General features: G+C 65.2%; 18 protein-coding genes. 6 read left to right on the forward strand and 12 right to left on the reverse strand.

The genetic code is table 11. From position 1 onward, the window contains the following. Window positions 1-32: 32 nt before the first annotated feature. A complete protein-coding gene (locus CE_RS11875; protein WP_035109013.1) occupies window positions 33-410 on the forward strand; it encodes a DUF3817 domain-containing protein in 378 nt (125 codons plus the stop codon). A gap of 100 nt (window positions 411-510) precedes the next feature. Here the strand turns inward: CE_RS11875 and CE_RS11880 are convergent, their stop codons facing one another. The 4 genes from CE_RS11880 to murI form a co-directional block, all read right to left on the reverse strand. Continuing rightward, window positions 511-1,134, reverse strand: a complete 624-nt coding sequence (locus CE_RS11880; protein ID WP_006768407.1) for a non-canonical purine NTP pyrophosphatase — start codon at window positions 1,132-1,134, stop codon at window positions 511-513. Between the two features lies 1 nt (window position 1,135). Further along, entirely contained in the window at window positions 1,136-1,873 is a 738-nt protein-coding gene (rph, locus tag CE_RS11885; protein WP_006768408.1) for a ribonuclease PH, read from the reverse strand. Window positions 1,874-1,931: 58 nt separating this feature from the next. After that, a complete protein-coding gene (locus CE_RS11890) occupies window positions 1,932-2,699 on the reverse strand; it encodes an MBL fold metallo-hydrolase (RefSeq protein WP_011075903.1) in 768 nt (255 codons plus the stop codon). A 63-nt stretch (window positions 2,700-2,762) separates the two neighbouring features. Beyond that, a complete protein-coding gene (murI, locus tag CE_RS11895) occupies window positions 2,763-3,584 on the reverse strand; it encodes a glutamate racemase (protein WP_006768410.1) in 822 nt (273 codons plus the stop codon). 135 nt (window positions 3,585-3,719) lie between these two features. Between murI and CE_RS11900 the strand changes: the two genes are divergently transcribed. Beyond that, window positions 3,720-4,355: a hypothetical protein gene (locus tag CE_RS11900; RefSeq protein WP_006768411.1), complete on the forward strand. Its 636-nt coding sequence runs from the start codon at window positions 3,720-3,722 to the stop codon at window positions 4,353-4,355. An 18-nt stretch (window positions 4,356-4,373) separates the two neighbouring features. On the opposite strand, the gene CE_RS11905 is transcribed toward CE_RS11900, so the two are convergent. The 5 genes from CE_RS11905 to clpS all read right to left on the reverse strand — a co-directional run bounded on the left by CE_RS11905 (window position 4,374) and on the right by clpS (window position 7,487). Continuing rightward, entirely contained in the window at window positions 4,374-4,874 is a 501-nt protein-coding gene (locus CE_RS11905) for a MarR family winged helix-turn-helix transcriptional regulator (RefSeq protein ID WP_173362578.1), read from the reverse strand. Between the two features lie 85 nt (window positions 4,875-4,959). Beyond that, the gene (locus CE_RS11910; RefSeq protein ID WP_011075905.1) at window positions 4,960-5,721 is read right to left on the reverse strand and encodes a rhomboid family intramembrane serine protease; all 762 of its coding nucleotides are present in this window, start codon (window positions 5,719-5,721) and stop codon (window positions 4,960-4,962) included. Next, a complete protein-coding gene (locus tag CE_RS11915) occupies window positions 5,718-6,653 on the reverse strand; it encodes a P1 family peptidase (protein WP_006768414.1) in 936 nt (311 codons plus the stop codon). The genes CE_RS11910 and CE_RS11915 overlap by 4 nt, the downstream gene beginning before the upstream one ends. A gap of 19 nt (window positions 6,654-6,672) precedes the next feature. Further along, a complete protein-coding gene (locus CE_RS11920; RefSeq protein ID WP_006768415.1) occupies window positions 6,673-7,215 on the reverse strand; it encodes a DUF2017 domain-containing protein in 543 nt (180 codons plus the stop codon). An 11-nt stretch (window positions 7,216-7,226) separates the two neighbouring features. Next, window positions 7,227-7,487, reverse strand: coding sequence for an ATP-dependent Clp protease adapter ClpS (clpS, locus tag CE_RS11925; RefSeq protein ID WP_006768416.1), 261 nt, complete (start codon window positions 7,485-7,487; stop codon window positions 7,227-7,229). A 359-nt stretch (window positions 7,488-7,846) separates the two neighbouring features. Between clpS and CE_RS11930 the strand changes: the two genes are divergently transcribed. Continuing rightward, window positions 7,847-8,383 carry a CAP domain-containing protein gene (locus CE_RS11930; RefSeq protein ID WP_006768417.1) on the forward strand — a complete coding sequence of 179 codons (537 nt, stop codon included), beginning with the start codon at window positions 7,847-7,849 and terminating at the stop codon, window positions 8,381-8,383. A 21-nt stretch (window positions 8,384-8,404) separates the two neighbouring features. Then, window positions 8,405-9,742, forward strand: coding sequence for a nicotinate phosphoribosyltransferase (locus CE_RS11935; protein WP_011075909.1), 1,338 nt, complete (start codon window positions 8,405-8,407; stop codon window positions 9,740-9,742). Here CE_RS11935 and CE_RS11940 read toward each other — a convergent pair. Next, window positions 9,739-10,686 (reverse strand): SGNH/GDSL hydrolase family protein, encoded by a 948-nt coding sequence (locus tag CE_RS11940; protein ID WP_006768419.1) that lies wholly within the window; start codon window positions 10,684-10,686, stop codon window positions 9,739-9,741. The two genes, CE_RS11935 and CE_RS11940, sit on opposite strands and share 4 nt — an antisense overlap. A 171-nt stretch (window positions 10,687-10,857) precedes the next feature. On the opposite strand from CE_RS11940, the gene CE_RS11945 reads away from it, so the two are divergent. Beyond that, a complete protein-coding gene (locus tag CE_RS11945; RefSeq protein WP_006768420.1) occupies window positions 10,858-12,096 on the forward strand; it encodes a glycosyltransferase 87 family protein in 1,239 nt (412 codons plus the stop codon). Between the two features lie 40 nt (window positions 12,097-12,136). Next, window positions 12,137-14,152 (forward strand): ATP-dependent DNA helicase, encoded by a 2,016-nt coding sequence (locus CE_RS11950; RefSeq protein WP_006768421.1) that lies wholly within the window; start codon window positions 12,137-12,139, stop codon window positions 14,150-14,152. Here the strand turns inward: CE_RS11950 and CE_RS11955 are convergent. Continuing rightward, window positions 14,149-14,877 (reverse strand): aminoacyl-tRNA hydrolase, encoded by a 729-nt coding sequence (locus CE_RS11955; protein ID WP_006768422.1) that lies wholly within the window; start codon window positions 14,875-14,877, stop codon window positions 14,149-14,151. The two genes, CE_RS11950 and CE_RS11955, sit on opposite strands and share 4 nt — an antisense overlap. A 7-nt stretch (window positions 14,878-14,884) precedes the next feature. Continuing rightward, entirely contained in the window at window positions 14,885-16,183 is a 1,299-nt protein-coding gene (gene serB, locus CE_RS11960) for a phosphoserine phosphatase SerB (protein WP_006768423.1), read from the reverse strand. Between the last annotated feature and the right edge of the window lie 3 nt (window positions 16,184-16,186).

Below are 16,186 nucleotides of genomic sequence, written 5' to 3' on the forward strand. Positions count from 1 at the left end.
CCGCCCCCGAGGACCCCGAGGATTTTCACCCCGTGACTACGCCGACCCAGACCATCCAGATCCACCCGGAGCGCAAGAAACGCGTCCGCACAGCACTGACCGCCTTCTCTGTTGCCGCATGGGTCACCGGTGTGTTCCTGCTGGCCCTGGTGGTGGAGATGGTGATGAAATACATCCTGCAGATGGACCTCCCCTCCTGGGCCACGTTCATCCCCATCGCCCACGGCTGGGTGTACATCGTCTTCCTGCTGTGCACCCTCAACCTGGGTCTGAAGGCGCGGTGGGATCCCAAGCGCTGGTTCACCACCGCTATCGCCGGTGTGGTGCCCCTGCTGTCCTTCTTCGTGGAGAACAACCGTCGCAAGGAGGTCATCGAGACCTTTCAGCTCGACCAGCCGGACACGGTCTGAGCCACCGGCAACCGGCCCGACAGCATTGACAGCACTGTGGCCGCCCATATCCCCGAAGGGATGTGAGCGGCCACAGTGCTGTTGTTGTGCAGGTGTGGGTCTACTGCCCGGCGAGCTCTGCAATGGCGGGCACCAGGGCACGCAGCGCCTTGCCACGGTGGGACAGGGCGTCCTTCTCCTGCGCGGTCAGCTGCGCGGAGGAACGGTCGCGGCCCTCGATGAGGGATTCCTCCATGGGGACGAACAGTGGGTCGTAGCCGAAGCCGTTGGTGCCCACGGGTTCGCGCAGCAGGGTGCCATGCCAGCGGCCCTCCTCCACGAACTCCCGCCCATCCGGGGTGACGATCGCGCATACGGAGACGAACGCCGCGCCCCGGTGTTCCTCCGGGATGTCGGCAATCTGTGCCAGCAGCAGATCATTGTTGGCCTGGTCGTTGCCGTGTTTACCCGCCCACCGGGCGGACAACACGCCGGGCATGCCGTTGAGGGCATCGACCTCCAGACCGGAGTCGTCGGCCAGGGTGATCAGGCCGGTGTTGGAGGCCCCGGCGCGGGCCTTGATCAGGGCGTTCTCGGTGAAGGTGCGGCCGTCCTCCACGGGTTCGGGGTAGGACGGGACATCCGCCAGGGCGAGCAGTTCCACATTCTCGATGCCGGCCTGGTCGAGGATGCGCTGGAGTTCACCCAGTTTCTTGGCGTTGTTGGAGGCGACAAGCAGCTTCATATCAGATTCCCAGGGCGGCCTTCTGTGCATGGACGAGTTCACGGCAGCCCTTCTCGGCGATGTCGAGCATCTCGTTGAGCTGGGCGCGGGTGAAGGTGGTTTCCTCACCGGTGCCCTGGATCTCGACGAACTCACCGGATTCGGTCATGACCACGTTCATGTCCACGTCGGCGCGGACATCCTCCTCGTAGGGCAGGTCGAGGCAGGGCTGGCCGTCGATAAGCCCGACGGAGACGGCGGCCACGGGGGGCAGCAGAGGGTCGCCGGGGACCACGCCCTGTTCCTTGAGCACCCGGATGGCATCGGCGAGGGCGACGTAGGCACCGGTGATCGCGGCGGTGCGGGTGCCACCGTCGGCCTGGAGGACATCACAGTCGATGGCGATGGTGTTCTCACCGAGCTGGGACAGGTCCACAGCGGCACGCAGGGAACGGCCGATCAGGCGGGAGATCTCGTGGGTGCGGCCCTTGACCTTGCCGGCCATGGACTCGCGGCGGTTGCGTTCCGCGGTGGCGGCGGGCAGCATGGCGTACTCGGCGGTGAGCCAGCCCTCGCCGGAGTCACGCTTGAAGCGGGGTACCCCCAGTTCCACGGATGCGGTGCACATGACGCGGGTGTTGCCGAACTCGATGAGCACGGAGCCGGCGGGGTTGGTGGTGAAACCACGGGTGATCTTGACGGTACGCATCTGGTCCTGGGCGCGACCGTCGGCGCGGGTGAAGCTCGTTGTTGAAGTCATGGGTAACAGGTTACCTGTGCCCCACCCGGGGATGCTTATCGACGAAACACCGACAGCCCTAGATGGTCATCTCCATTCCCGGTACACCCAGCTCGATGGGTCCGTCATAGTACTGCGCGGCGGCGGCGAGGGTTGCCTCCTTATCCGCCCACGGCGGGACATGGGTGACGATCAGTTTCTTCACCCCGGCGGCCGCGGCGATCTGACCGGCATCCTGACCACAGATGTGCATGCCCGGGATCTTACCCTCACACGACGGACCCCAGGTGGTCTCACAGAGGAAGACATCCACATCCCGGGCCGCGTCGATGAGCGCCTCGGTGTAGGCACTGTCCCCGGAATAGGCGAGGGTGGCACCGGTGCCGTGCTCCTCCACCCGCATGGCATAGGCCTGGATGGGGTGGACCACACGGAAGGGGGTGACGGTGAATTTGTCCACCAGCTCCGGCTGACCACTGACCCAGGGGGAGAAGGCGAAGGTGTCGGCCATGTCATCGATCCCCTCGGGATCATCCGAACTCAGACGCCCGAGACGGTTGGGGGTGTCCGTGGGGCCGAAACACAGATTACGCCCCGGTGCGGGGGCGTAGGGGTGGAAGCGGCGCCACACCAACAGGGAGGCGAAATCCGCGCAGTGATCGGTGTGGAGATGGGAGAAGGCCACATGGGTGTCCGTGGGGTCCTGTATCTTTTGGAGAGCTGCAAGCACCCCGGGGCCCATGTCCATGAGCAGGGAGGGCGCGCCCGGGGAGGACACCAGATATCCGGAGGCGGGATTGCCCGGTGCGGGCACACTTCCGGAGCTTCCGAGGATGGTCAATCTCATACGGCTACTCTGCCACGAGTTCTGCCCAGGTGCGCGCTTTTGGCCCTTTTTGTAGTCAAACCCTTACACCATATTATGACGGATCTGGGTCACAACCGGGCCGAGGAACCTCCGGCTGAGCTGGGAGAACAATTCCGGATCGCCGGTTGATTCAAAGCTGTAGGTGGGCGTGGGGTGCATCGTGGGATCCGCCAGGAGGTCATTCTGGCTGAGGATGCGCAACACGTCCTTGGCTGTTTCCTCCGCGCTGGAGACCAGGGTGACATGATCCCCCATGGCCAGCTGGATGACACCGGAGAGCAACGGATAGTGGGTGCACCCCAGCACGAGGGTGTCCACCCCCTGTGCCTGGAGCGGTTCGAGATACCCCTCGGCGATGTTGAGGATCTGTCGGCCGGAGGTGATGCCGCGTTCCACGAAATCAACGAACCGGGGGCAGGCCGCGGCATGCACCTCGATGGAGGGGCTGGCTGCGAACAGATCCTGGTAAGCCCCCGAGTTGATGGTGCCCACCGTGCCGATGACACCGACCTTCCCATTGCGGGTGGCGGCCACCGCACGGCGTACCGCGGGAAGGATAACCTCGACCACCGGGACGTCGTAACGCTCCCTGGCGTCGCGCAGGAAGGCTGCCGAGGCGGTGTTGCAGGCGATGACGATCATCTTGCACCCGCGCTCCACCAGTTCATCGGCGATTCGCAGCGCGTGCTCACGGACCCGCGCGATGGGCAGCGGACCATAGGGTCCGTTGGCGGTGTCACCGATGTAGATGATCGATTCATGCGGCAGCTGGTCGATGATCGTGCGGGCCACCGTGAGCCCCCCGACCCCGGAGTCGAAGATTCCGATGGGGGCGTCCGCACCCGGGATGGGTCGTTCGATCATTGAGGCACTATAATCACTCACAGGGTCCAATAGTAGCCCGGCGCCACCACTGGCCCAGACGGGACCAGCTGATGTCATGGGCGGGATATGCCACAATATGGGCACACCCCCTGCTGATCGAGAGGACACTCCCCCATGTCGGATACGCGGCCCGGTCCCGATACCGATGAATTCCCCGCGATCCAGGAGGGCATGGACGCCCCGGTCGCTGTGCACGGTCCGGGGATCACTGTCGCGCCGGTGCGGCGCGACACCCGCGCCACCGGGATCACCATCGGTCTCCTGGTGGTGTTGTTGCTGGTTGTCGTGGGTGCGGTCGCCTATGTGGTCACAGGTCTCGGCTCCGACGATCCGGTGCCGCAGACCGTGGTGGTCACCGAGACCCCGATTGTGGAGGCCGAACCGGAGCAGGCACCCGAACCTGCCCCCGAGCCCACCCCGGAACCCGCCGAGCCCACCGACATTCCGGCCGGGCGCCCCACCGCGCCGGCGCTGCCCGCCGGACACTCCCCCGTCAATGATGCAGCCACCCAGAATCTCCCGGGTGGGGACCTCAACAATGTCTACACCGGCACCTCGAGCACCTCACCGGGGTTCGCGCTCAATGTCCGGGATGCCTTCGTCCGTTACTACCTGGACACCGGGCAGCTGAACGGGCAGGTGCGCGCCACCAGCCCGGCGACCGGCATGACCTACGATGTCGACTGCGTGGACAACGGCGAGTTTGTCACCTGCACCGCGGGTGAGAACGCCGTGATCTACATCAGCTGATCCCTTCCACCCCGGCCGCTACACCCGGGGCATCCGGGGTGGGTCGAGCGCGGCGATGATCTTCTCCATCGCGGTGCCCAGAACCTTGAGCTCCTCATCGGTGAGATTGTCGAAGATGAGACGGCGGACCTCACCGACATGTCCCGGCGCGGCCTCCACCACCTTGTCCCACCCGTCCTCGGTGAGCACCGCCACGGTGGCACGGCCGTCGGTGGGGTCGGGTTCGCGGCGGACCCAGCCGGCCTTCTCCAGGCGGGTCACCACGCGCGAGAGGTGGGACAGGGTCATGTCGGACAGTTCCGCCAGTTCACTCATGCGCAGACGACGCTCGGGAGCCATGGAGATCTGTGCGAGGGCGAAGTAGTCGAAGTTGCTGAGGCCGTTCTGCTTCTTCAGCTGGGCATCAAGGCGAGCGGGGAGCCATACGCGCATGGACCAGATGTTCAGCCATACATCCTGCTGTTCCTGGTTCAACCAGACATCATCCGAAGTCGCTGAAACTGTGTTCTCGCTTGTCATGTCAACCCAGGATAGTGACATTCGCTACTGCCCGCCCATCGAGGGCCCTGTTAACACACCCTGATCGGCGCGCAGGTCGGATTTTTCAGTATCCCTGCTGTCGCCCCTGTTTCCTCATCTGCTTCTTCAGCTGTTTCTTCTCCTTTTTCGCCCGCAGCGCCGCCGGGTCATCGGAGGCGATGAACGCCCCCGCGGCCACGCCACCGACGCCACCGAACAGGTGCGCCTGCCAGGACACACCCGGGTAGATGGGCAGCAGGCCCCAGAACAGACCCGAGTAGATGAAGGCCAGTGCCAGGCCGACGAGGAATTGTTTGAAATCACGGTTGAACAGGCCCCGGACGATGAGATATCCCAGCCAGCCGTAGATCAGCCCGGAGGCACCGATGTGGTTGGTTCCCACCCCGCCGAACAGCCAGGTGCCTATGCCGCCGATGAGCACAATGAGCAGCGTGACCTCCCAGAACACCCGTTTGCCACTCATGCCGATGATGAAACAGAAGATCGCACCGGGCACGGTGTTGCTCATGAGGTGGTCGAAGTTGGAGTGCAGCAGCGGTGAGGTGAAGATATGCCACAGGGCGCTGGTGTCCAGGGGGTGGATACCCCAGTAGTTGAGCAGCCCACCGGTGAGTACGTTGATGAAGTGGACCGCCCAGATCACCACCACGAAACCGACCGCGAAGGTCAGGCCCGTCCGGATGGAGGACTTGTCCTTCAGCTGCTGGCCCATCTGGGGTGTGCGGCGCTGCCAGGGTTTGACAGGCCCGCCGGTGGGTGGGGTGAATCCGCTGGAACCGAATCCGGTGTTGTTGTAGGGGGAATTTCCGAAGTTGTTGTAACTCATGGGATCAGTTCTCGGTAGGTGGTCAGCCCGTGGCCCGGGCTGGCGGAGGTGACGGCGTCGACGATGGCGTTCTGCACGCAGTCGGCGGCCGCTGCGCACAAGGATGCCAGAAGTGTCGCGTCCACGCCTGTTCCATCCCCGGTGGACAGGGCGAAGAGGGTGTCACCGTCCATCGGCGAATGCGAGGGACGCACCGCCCGCGCCAGCCCGTCGTGCCCGGTCAGTGCCAGGCGTTTGGCCTGCGCCTTGGTCACGGGCGCGTTGGTGGCGATCACGCCGATGGTGGTGTTGAGGTCCGCGGCGGGGTGCGGCACGGCAGCGAGCTTGTCGACGTCCACCGCCGGCCGTCCCGGCGCCCCGTAGAGGGTGCCGGTTGTCGGGTCGACGACCTCCCCGACCGGGTTCGCCACGATGCCCGCGGCCACCACGAACTCCCCCACCGTCGTGGAGGCCTGACCGAAACCGCCACGCAGGTGACCGGCGGTGGCCCCGGTGCCGGCGCCGATGCTGCCGGAGACCTCACGCTGGCGGCCGGCGAGCGCATGGTCCACGGCGGTCAGCCCGTGCTCACGGGTGGGACGGTTGGTGGGATCACCGACCAGCAGGTCGAAGATCACCGCGGCGGGCACGATCGGGACGATCGGCCCCGGTCGGTCAGGTCCCAGCACCGGGAAACCGATTCCGCGTTCCTCCAGTGCGTACATCACCCCGTCGGCGGCGGCCAGCCCATAGGCCGATCCACCGCACAGGGCCACGGCATGGACCTGCTGCACCGTGTTGTGGGGTTCGAGGAGATCAGTCTCCCGGGTGCCCGGTCCCCCGCCGCGGACATCCACCCCGGCGAAGGCACCACCCGGTGCCACCACGACGGTCACACCGGTGTCACCTGAGGTGACATGGCCCAGGTGGATTCCCGGGACATCGCACAGCATTCCGCCGACAGGGCTCATCTCAGGACCCCATCATCGCTTCCAGCAGGGATTCCTGGTTGTAGGCCAGCCACTGCACCAGATTCTCGCGGTCCTCCTCCGCGGCCTCCCCGCCCTTGAGCTCCCCGGAGGCCAGGTAGAGGCGGATGTCATTGAGTCCCGCCAGCCAGGCGTGGGCCTCCTCCTCGGGGATGGAGACCGCGACGCCCCCATCCGGCCCGAGTGCGGAGTTGATCACCTGCAGGTTGGCGATCTTCTGCCGGGTGATGTCATTTTCATGGAGGGAGCGCAAGAGTGAGTTGTCACCGTCGTATTCCTCATCGCCCTCCTGCTGGAAATCCGGGAGCAACCGTGCCAGGGCGGGGTCCCGGGGCGCCTCCTTGTGCCCGCTCGGGATGCCGGTCAATTCGGCCAGGGGATCCTTCGGCGCGTCCTGCGCACGGTGGATCAGGGCCTCCAGCACCACCGCGGACAGATTACCCAGCACCTCGCGTTCCATCGGTTCCAGCACACAGGTGTACCGGGCGGATCTCATGAGCGCCTTCCTGCGCTTCCATGGCTGCATATACTAATCCCCTATCCGGCCTGCTGCATTGTTGCCCACAGGCCCGCGACGTGAAGCTTTTTCACGTCACCTTCAACCTTGTCCTTCTCCCCGGAGCTGACGACCGCCTTGCCCTCGGTGTGTACCTGCATCATCAGCTCATTGGCACGTTTCCTGCTATAGCCCAACACAGTCTGGAAGACGTAGGTGACATAACTCATCAGATTCACCGGGTCATCCCAGACGATGCACAACCAGGGCAGGTTCTCGCTGGAGACGGTGTGGACATCCATCTCCACATCGGGTTCGGCGGTGGGTGCGGACGGTGATGAACACACGGGTGGCACGCCGGATGCCCCCACCACCGCGGTGTCCGATTCTGCGGACACCGGAGGCAGGTCGGGTGTGTCAACAGCCCCGTGACAGTGTAAGTGATGCAGGCCATTCATATGGTTCAGCCTAGTCAACTCCCTTCCACCGGTGCAGGGCACATCACGGTTAATCCACTCCCGGCTCCACAGCACTGGTTCTACCAGGGGATTTCCCGGACCGGTCACCGTCGGTGCGGCATCCGCGGGGCTCGCTGACTGCAACGGCGCTCTGTTATCGTTGAACGGACAATACGACAGGCATTCGACGGGAGGTCGACTCGATGCGGGATCTCGATTCCTCGATCAGGGCTGCGATCCGCAGGCCCGGCATTACCAACGGCACCGTGGTGGATTCCCTGACCAACCTGGTACCCATCCTGTCGGTCCTGTTGACGCTGGTCATCACCGTCGCCACGGTGCTCACCGGTCTGGATGATTCCAGTGGTGACACCGATGGTGACAACCCGCCGCCGGTGGTCAATGAACAGATGCGCACCGACCTGCTCCGGGCGATCAACTACCACCGGGACATCCCGGTCGATTTCGACCTCGAACTGCATGCCAGCGCCCAGCGACAGGCCGTGGTCAACGCCACCGCAGGTGGACATAAAATGACCACCGCCGATTCAGGGCGCATCCTCATGCTCCAGGCCCACCAGGACACCGACAGTGCCTCCGTGGATGACTTTCTCGAGCTGTGGGCGGACGATGGTTTGAACTACGCCGCACTGATGCACCCGGATAACCGGGAGATCGGAGTCGGGGTCGCCGAGACCGACGGAACCACCTATGCCGTGGTGCAGTTCAGACAGCTGTAGCTTTTCCGTAGGATCGAAGGGGTGAAATCAACCGCATCCTCCATCCCCCCAGAGAGGTCAACGGCACTGTTGACCGATAAGTACGAGCTCACCATGCTCCAGGCGGCGCTCGCGGACGGCACCGCCGACCGCCAGGTCACCTTCGAGGTGTTCAGTCGCCGCCTTCCCAATGAACGCCGTTACGGTGTGGTGGCCGGAACCGCCCGGGTGCTCCACGCGGTCAAGGATTTCACCTTCACCGACGAGCAGCTCGCCGATCTTGATTTCCTGGATCAGCGCACCCGTGATTTCCTCGCCAGTTACCGGTTCACCGGTCAGATCGACGGTTACCGCGAGGGCGAGCTCTACTTCCCCCACTCCCCGCTGCTCACCGTGCGTGGCACCTTCGCGGAATGCGTGGTGCTGGAGACCGTCATCCTCTCGATCATGAATGCGGATTCCGCCGTCGCCTCGGCCGCCGCCCGGATGGTCACCGCAGCCGATGGCCGCCCGATCATCGAGATGGGGTCACGTCGGACCCATGAATATGCCGCGGTAACCTCCTCCCGTGCCGCCTACCTCGCCGGGTTCTCCGCCACCTCCAACCTGGAGGCGTCCTTCCGCTACGGAATCCCGGCCTCCGGCACCTCGGCGCATGCGTGGACCCTGCTGCACATCAATGATGACGGCACCCCGAATGAAGCCGCGGCCTTCCGTTCCCAGGTGGATCAGCTCGGTGTGGAGACCACCCTGCTGGTGGACACCTATGACATCGCCCGGGGTGTGGAAACCGCCATCGAGGTTGCCGGCACCGACCTCGGTGGGGTCCGGATCGACTCCGGGGATCTGGGTGTTCTGGCGCGACAGGTGCGGCAACAGCTCGATGACCTGGGTGCACACAACACCAAGATCGTGGTCTCCTCCGACCTGGATGAGTTCACCATCGCGGGGCTGCGCGGTGAACCGGTCGATGTGTTCGGCGTGGGTACCTCGGTGGTCACCGGTTCCGGGGCGCCCACCGCGGGCCTGGTGTACAAGCTGGTGGAGGTCGACGGTCACCCCGTGGCCAAGCGGTCACGCAACAAGGCCAGCCATGGTGGTGCGAAGAAGGCGGTGCGCACCCACCGTTCCACCGGCACCGCCATCGAGGAGATCGTCTACCCCTACCACTCCGACCGTCCGGACACCGGGAAGCTGGCCACCCTGGACCTGACCATTCCCCTCATGCGCGATGGTGAGGCGGTCGATGGCCTGGCAACCCTGGAGCAGTCACGGTCCTACCTGGCTGATCAGCTGGTGACCCTGCCCTGGGAGGGGTTGGCGTTATCCCGGGATGAACCGGTCCTGCACACCCGGTTCACCGGCTTCCCCGCCTCCTAGAGACGGGAGATGATCAGGTCGGCCATACCCCGCTCCCCCAGTGCGGTGGGATGGACCGGCATCCGCAGTCCGTCACCTGCGCCGGGTAGATCAACCACGGAGCGCACCCACTGCTGGCTCGGATCCGCACAGGTCCCCGTCCCGGGGACATCGGTATCGACAAACTCATACCCCAGGTGCTCATTGTCGGCGGCATGACCGTTGATGGTGTCCAGCAGCTCTCCGATCCGCACCGGCACCGCGACCGGGAGGTTGGTGTCGCTGCTGCCCCCGGGCCCGTCGCTGAGGTTGAGCACACAGACACCGCCCCTGCCATCGTCGATCTCCGGATAACCGATGAACATCACCCTCGCCCGGGGTGCCGCGGCCCGTAGTGCCTCCAGCACCGGGGTCATCCTGGCCACCCATGCTTCCCGCGTGACGTTCTGGCCACCGAGGAACGCTCCGAAATCAGGCAGCCCACCCAGCTGGGGGTTCCAGTCATCCGCACCCCCGGCGCCAAGGGTGACCAATCGGGTGTCAGAACCGAGATCGCCATTGGCCTGCGCCTGGTGGATCATGTCGATGACGCCACGTCCGGCGGCACCCGTCAGGGTCGCATTATTACAGGTGTAGTTGGCGTAATCCCCCTCGAACCGCTCCCTGCCCACCCGTTCCGGGTATCCCTGGGGACTCTGCACACATTTCCGGTTGAGCAGGCCCACCATCTGCAGGGGGATCTCGGGGTTGGCTGCAAAGGAATCACCGAAGGCGACGTAGGCACGGGCGGTGGTCGCCGGGGGGCGGATCTCCGGCATGAGGTCCGTGGACGTCTGTGTGAGCCGCTGCCCGATAGAACCCGGGACGGTGGATTCCTGCGCGGAAGCCACCACCCCACCGGCGGAGGTGGTGAGGATCGCCATCGCCAGGATCGTCGTTGCCCTGCGTACCAGTTGCTGCGTCATCGGCGTCCTCCTGCGCCGGCCCGTACGGGGGCCGTCTTCATAGTCCGGGTGTGGATAGTGACGTGATTTCTCCAGGTTAAGACACCTCTCCACCGGCCTGCAACGGTAGCGTGCATCACCCAGCCCAAGTAGTGACTACCCGGTGTGGGCACAGCCATTAAGATTTCCGCTATGTCCCGACGCGCATCCCTCCTCCTCACCACTGGTTCCTGGGTGGCAACCCGGCTGGTCATGGTGTGGTTCTCACTGCGACAGCACGAACAGTGGGGTGATGTGCGTTATTACCTGGAGGGGGTGGAGAAGGAGGCCGTCGGGGGCCGTGCCCTCGTGGAATACCCGGATGCCACGGTCATCCCGCTGCGGGTGATCGGATGGCTCACCGAGGGGTTGAACTCCTTCACCCTGGGGGTGATCATCTTCTGTCTGCTCCTGGATGCCGCACTCTCGGTCTGGCTCGCGCGACGCTGCGCCGGAGGGGAAAACCGGTGGGATGCGTGGTGGGGTTTCTCCTTCTGGATTCTGTTCGGCATGCTCATCGGGCCGGTGATGATCGCCCGGTTGGATCTGCTGCCCGGTGTCCTCGTGGCGGGGGCGGCGGTGTGGATCGGGAGGAACCCCCGGATCGCTGCCGCATTCCTGGGGGTGGCCACCGCGGTGAAACTCTGGCCGCTGGCGCTGGCCACGGGGTTGGTGGGGCCGTGGCGCAACCGTGGGACCTGGGCCCGCCTCGCCTGGTGGGCCGGTGCCATCCTCCTTCTGGCGGTGCTGACCCTGGTCACCTCCGGGTGGTGGCGGGTGGTCTCACCCCTGCAGTACCAGGTGGACCGTGGACTCCAGTCGGAGACGCTGCTGGCCACTCCCTTCATCTGGTTGGCTGCGTTCGATACTGGGTGGAGCGTCACGTATGCATCGTCGAAAAGCTTCGAGGTCTTCGGCACCGGCGTGAATGCCGCACTGATCATGTCGGGCGTGGCCTCTCTGGGTGTGGCGCTGACCGCTGTGGTGGTGACCACCCGACGCCTCCTCCGCACCGGGGAGCCCCTCCCTGTGGCGACCCGTGCCTACTGGCTGGCGCTGGTCCTGCTCATCGTGGTGACCTCCAAGGTGTTCTCGCCACAGTACCTGTTGTGGTTCGGCCCGCTCATCGCGGTGATGATCGCCCTCGACGGTGGTCGCCCCACCCGGTCCATCGGGGTACTCATGGTGATCGCCGCCGGATTGACATCCTGGTTCTTCCCCCTGCTCTTCGACTACTTCATTGAGGGACCACCATCACTGCTGTCGGTGGTCGTCCTCACCCTGCGCAACCTCCTCATGCTCGTGGTGACGGTACTGGCCTGCCGGTGGGCCTGGGTCTGTCTGGTTGCCGAACACAGGGCCGAAAGCGCAGGTGATTCCCCCCGATCCTGAGGTTTTCGCACCCCGCACACCGGCCGATACACTGTGGGGGATGTCTGACGCCGATCCCACCACCCAGCAGTCCGTCACGGAAGAAACCAGCACGGAGGAAACCAGCACCCCCACCACCGGGGAGCTGCTCACCGCCGCCGTCGAGTCACTCGGTGGTGCCCGGCGCGCGGGCCAGGAGGCCATGGCCGAGGCCGTGACCCGGGCTTTCGACAACAAACGTCACCTCGCGGTCCAGGCCGGTACCGGCACGGGTAAATCCCTGGCGTACCTGGTGCCGTCGATCCGGTACGCGCAGACGACTGATTCCACAGTGATCGTCTCCACCGCCACCATCGCCCTGCAGCGTCAGCTGGTCAACCGTGACCTGCCACGTCTGGCCGATGCCCTGGAACCCCTGTTGGAACGACGTCCCACCTTCGCCATCATGAAGGGCCGGTCCAACTACCTGTGCATGAACAAGATCGCCCGCGAACCGGAACCGGAGGATGCCCTCATCGGGGAGGAGGACATCTCCTGGCTGGGCAGACACATCGTCCGGCTGCATGAGTGGGCCAATGAGACTGAGACCGGGGACCGCGACGATCTGGATCCGGGTGTGCCGGACCTGGCGTGGAAGCAGGTCAGTGTGACCGCCCGTGAATGCATCGGCGCCTCCCGTTGCCCCCACGGTGAGGAGTGTTTCGCCGAACTCGCCCGCGCCACCGCCCGGGAATCCGACGTGGTGGTCACCAATCACGCGCTGCTCGCCATCGATGCGCTCTCGGATGTCAATGTCCTGCCCGAGCATGATGTCGTGGTGATCGACGAGGCCCATGAACTCGATGGCCGTATCACCGCGGTTGCCTCCGCGGAGATCACCGTCAACTCCCTCAACCTGGCGGCCCGCCGCGCCGGGAAGCTCGACTCCAACGGCCGCGAGGAGAAGCTCACCGAGCTCGCCGGTGACCTGGAGCTGCTGTTCCAGACCATGCGTCCCGGCAGGTGGCGCGATCTCGACGACGGCTCCAAGGGCACCCTCGTGGCGCTTCGCGACGCCCTGTGGTCACTGCGCCAGACCATCGCCGCCGCCCCCGAGGGCGAGGCCGCCAACGATCCCGAGCGCAACGCCGAGCGGCAGAACCTCACCAACCATCTGCAGGAGATCCACGACTCCATCGTGCGCATCCTGGAGGTATTCGAGGAGGAGGACGCCGCCAAGCAGCAGGACGTGGTGTGGCACAACCAGGATGATCGGCGCGGTGACTCCCTCAACGTGGCGCCGCTGTCCGTGGCGGGGCTGCTCCACCAGAAACTGTTCACCGACAACACCGTGGTGCTGGCCAGTGCGACGCTCACCATCGGCGGCAATTTCAATGCCATGGCCGCCAGCTGGGGGCTGCCGAAGGGCACCTGGGATTCCCTCGACGCCGGCACCCCCTTCGACCCGGCGAAGTCGGGGATCCTCTACACCGCACGGCACCTGCCGGATCCGGGACGCGATGGCCTGCCACAGGAGACCCTGGATGAGATCTACGAGCTCATCATGGCCGCCGGTGGCAGGACCCTCGGGTTGTTCTCCTCGAAGCGGGCCGCGGTCCAGGCCACCGAGGCCATGCGCCTGCGCCTGCCCTTTGATGTGCTGTGCCAGGGTGATGACAGCACCGGCGCACTGGTGAAGAAATTCGCCGAGTCCGAGAACACCTGTCTGTTCGGCACGCTCACCCTGTGGCAGGGTGTGGATGTGCCGGGGAGGTCCCTGTCGCTGGTCCTGATCGACCGCATCCCCTTCCCCCGCCCGGATGATCCCCTGCTGCAGGCCCGCAAGGAGGCTGCCGACGCGGAGGGACGCAACGGGTTCATGGAGGTCGCCGCCACCCACGCGGCCCTGCTCATGGCGCAGGGCGCCGGCCGCCTGCTGCGACACGTCACCGACCGTGGCGTGGTGGCGGTGCTGGATTCGCGGCTGGTGACCAAACGCTACGGCAGTTTCCTGCGCTCTTCCATGCCGCGGTTCTGGGAGACCACCAACGGTGATACCGTGCGTGCGGCGTTGAAACGCCTGGTGGCTACCGACTAGGGAACCGCGACCACCGTCACGGAATTCGCTGCGACCTCGGTGAAACCGGCATCACGGACCGGCACCGCACCGGGGGCGGAGAGCTTCCCGGCGAACTCCGCCGGTGGGACCTCACGGACATGCAGGGCGAAATCCGCGGCGGCCCACTCCCGGACCCACTCGAGTGGTTGATGTGCCGCCAGCAGCATCGAGGCGTGACCCACCTGGGCGGCGGCCTTGCCCAAGGTCATCTCCAGGGAGGCGTCGATGTAAATGACCGGATGATCATCGTCAATGGGTTTCGGCTCATCCAGGGGCAGCTCCGTGCCGGAGATCTGCAGTTTCCGGACCGCGTCCGGCACCTCACTGACCGCGCAGGGCACAAAGGCACGCACCTGGGCGGAATCATCGGTGACCGTGACACCGGGCAGCTCCTGCACCCGGTCCCATGCGGCGTTGCGCGCCCTGCGCGCCACCTTCCGGATCAGGTGGTCATACCAGCGCTCCAGCGCCGCGCGGAAATCCGGGTCGGTGGCCACCCGCCCGTCGAGACAGAGCTTGACGACGCTTCTCGCCGCCGCATCCAACACATCTGTCCTGCGCGGCGGATCAGTCTTCGGGATATGCAGTGCCAACTGCATGGCCTGCACCGTGGACGGGTCCGACGGGTCCTCCGAGTGGGGCCCGTCGGACACCCGCGCGCTGAGCAGACGGTGGGCGGTGGCCAGCGAAGCGTCGTCAAGCATCGGTGGTCTAGCGCTCCAGGGGGACGCGACGGTAGCTGCCGTCCTCGAGGTCGGCGAGGTCGATCTCATCGCGGGAGATACCCAGGATGTGGAGGACCTCATCCAGGAACGGGTGATTGACGGAGGTGTCCGCGATCTCCTTGAGCGCCGGCTTGGCATTGAAGGCGATGCCGAGACCCGCGGCGGAGAGCATGTCGATGTCGTTGGCACCATCACCGACAGCCACGGTCTGATACATCTTCAGCCCGGAATCCTCGGCGAACTCATGCAGCAGCTTCGCCTTGGCGGCACGGTCCACGATCTCACCGGTCACACGGCCGGTCAGCTTGCCGTCGACGATCTCCAGGGTGTTCGCGCGGACATAATCCAGCTCCAGCTCCTCCGCCAGGTCCTCGAGCACCTGGATGAACCCACCGGAGACCACCGCGGTCTTGTAACCGAGGCGCTTGAGGGTGCGGATGGTGGTCCTGGCCCCCGGGGTCAGGACGATGTCGCGGGCCACCTCGTCGATGACGGAGGCATCCAGACCGGCGAGCGTCTTGACCCGCTCACGCAGCGACTCCTCGAAATCCAGCTCACCGCGCATGGCACGTTCGGTGACCTCGGCGACCTCAGCCTCCTTACCGGCGTGAGCCGCGAGCATCTCGATGACCTCACCGGTGATGAGGGTGGAATCGCAGTCGAAGCAGACCAGCCGCTTGGATCGACGCAGCAGACCCGAACGCTCGATGGCGATATCAACATTGAGTTCCGTGGTCAGTCCGGCAAGCGCCTTACGGATCTTCTGGGCACCGCCCGGGCTGGTGTCCGGCACCGTGACCTTCAGCTCCAGGCCGGTGACGGGGTAATCGGAGATACCACGGATGGTATCGATGTTGGCATCGTAATCGGCGAGGGTCTGGCCGACGCGGGACAGATCGATGGCGTCTACCGGATCACCGAGGATGACCACGACGTGGGAGGAACGGGGACGGGAGGACACGAGGGTGTCCTGCATCTCCACGAGAACGGACTGTCCGTGCACCTTGAGGGTCTCGGTCAGACCATCGGTCACGGTCTCCACGCGGCCCGGCTCGATGCCGACGAAGGCGGCGAGGCTGAGGAAGCCACGGAAGATGGTCTGTTCAACATCCAGAACCTGCACCTTGTTGGCCGCCAGCACCCGGAAGAAGGCGGCGGAGACACCGGGGCGGTCCTTGCCGCTGACGGTGATCACTGCGGGGCTGTATCCCTCACGCAGCGCCACCTGCTGACCGGTCTGGGCGGGTTCGTTATCGATCTGGAAACTTTCAGTCACGACGATCATTCT

The sequence above is a fragment of the Corynebacterium efficiens YS-314 genome (assembly GCF_000011305.1).
Lineage (GTDB): Bacteria > Actinomycetota > Actinomycetes > Mycobacteriales > Mycobacteriaceae > Corynebacterium > Corynebacterium efficiens.

Coding starts and splice junctions, on each gene's coding strand:
- rph (WP_006768408.1), bottom strand. CDS start 1,873: ATGACTTCAACAACGAGCTTCACCCGCGCCGACGGTCGCGCCCAGGAC.
- CE_RS11955 (WP_006768422.1), bottom strand. CDS start 14,877: ATGCTTGACGACGCTTCGCTGGCCACCGCCCACCGTCTGCTCAGCGCG.
- CE_RS11880 (WP_006768407.1), bottom strand. CDS start 1,134: ATGAAGCTGCTTGTCGCCTCCAACAACGCCAAGAAACTGGGTGAACTC.
- CE_RS11910 (WP_011075905.1), bottom strand. CDS start 5,721: ATGAGTTACAACAACTTCGGAAATTCCCCCTACAACAACACCGGATTC.
- CE_RS11890 (WP_011075903.1), bottom strand. CDS start 2,699: ATGAGATTGACCATCCTCGGAAGCTCCGGAAGTGTGCCCGCACCGGGC.
- CE_RS11940 (WP_006768419.1), bottom strand. CDS start 10,686: ATGACGCAGCAACTGGTACGCAGGGCAACGACGATCCTGGCGATGGCG.
- murI (WP_006768410.1), bottom strand. CDS start 3,584: ATGATCGAACGACCCATCCCGGGTGCGGACGCCCCCATCGGAATCTTC.
- CE_RS11915 (WP_006768414.1), bottom strand. CDS start 6,653: ATGCTGTGCGATGTCCCGGGAATCCACCTGGGCCATGTCACCTCAGGT.
- CE_RS11905 (WP_173362578.1), bottom strand. CDS start 4,874: ATGACAAGCGAGAACACAGTTTCAGCGACTTCGGATGATGTCTGGTTG.
- CE_RS11930 (WP_006768417.1), top strand. CDS start 7,847: ATGCGGGATCTCGATTCCTCGATCAGGGCTGCGATCCGCAGGCCCGGC.
- CE_RS11920 (WP_006768415.1), bottom strand. CDS start 7,215: ATGCAGCCATGGAAGCGCAGGAAGGCGCTCATGAGATCCGCCCGGTAC.
- serB (WP_006768423.1), bottom strand. CDS start 16,183: ATGATCGTCGTGACTGAAAGTTTCCAGATCGATAACGAACCCGCCCAG.
- CE_RS11950 (WP_006768421.1), top strand. CDS start 12,137: ATGTCTGACGCCGATCCCACCACCCAGCAGTCCGTCACGGAAGAAACC.
- clpS (WP_006768416.1), bottom strand. CDS start 7,487: ATGGATGTCCACACCGTCTCCAGCGAGAACCTGCCCTGGTTGTGCATC.
- CE_RS11945 (WP_006768420.1), top strand. CDS start 10,858: ATGTCCCGACGCGCATCCCTCCTCCTCACCACTGGTTCCTGGGTGGCA.
- CE_RS11900 (WP_006768411.1), top strand. CDS start 3,720: ATGTCGGATACGCGGCCCGGTCCCGATACCGATGAATTCCCCGCGATC.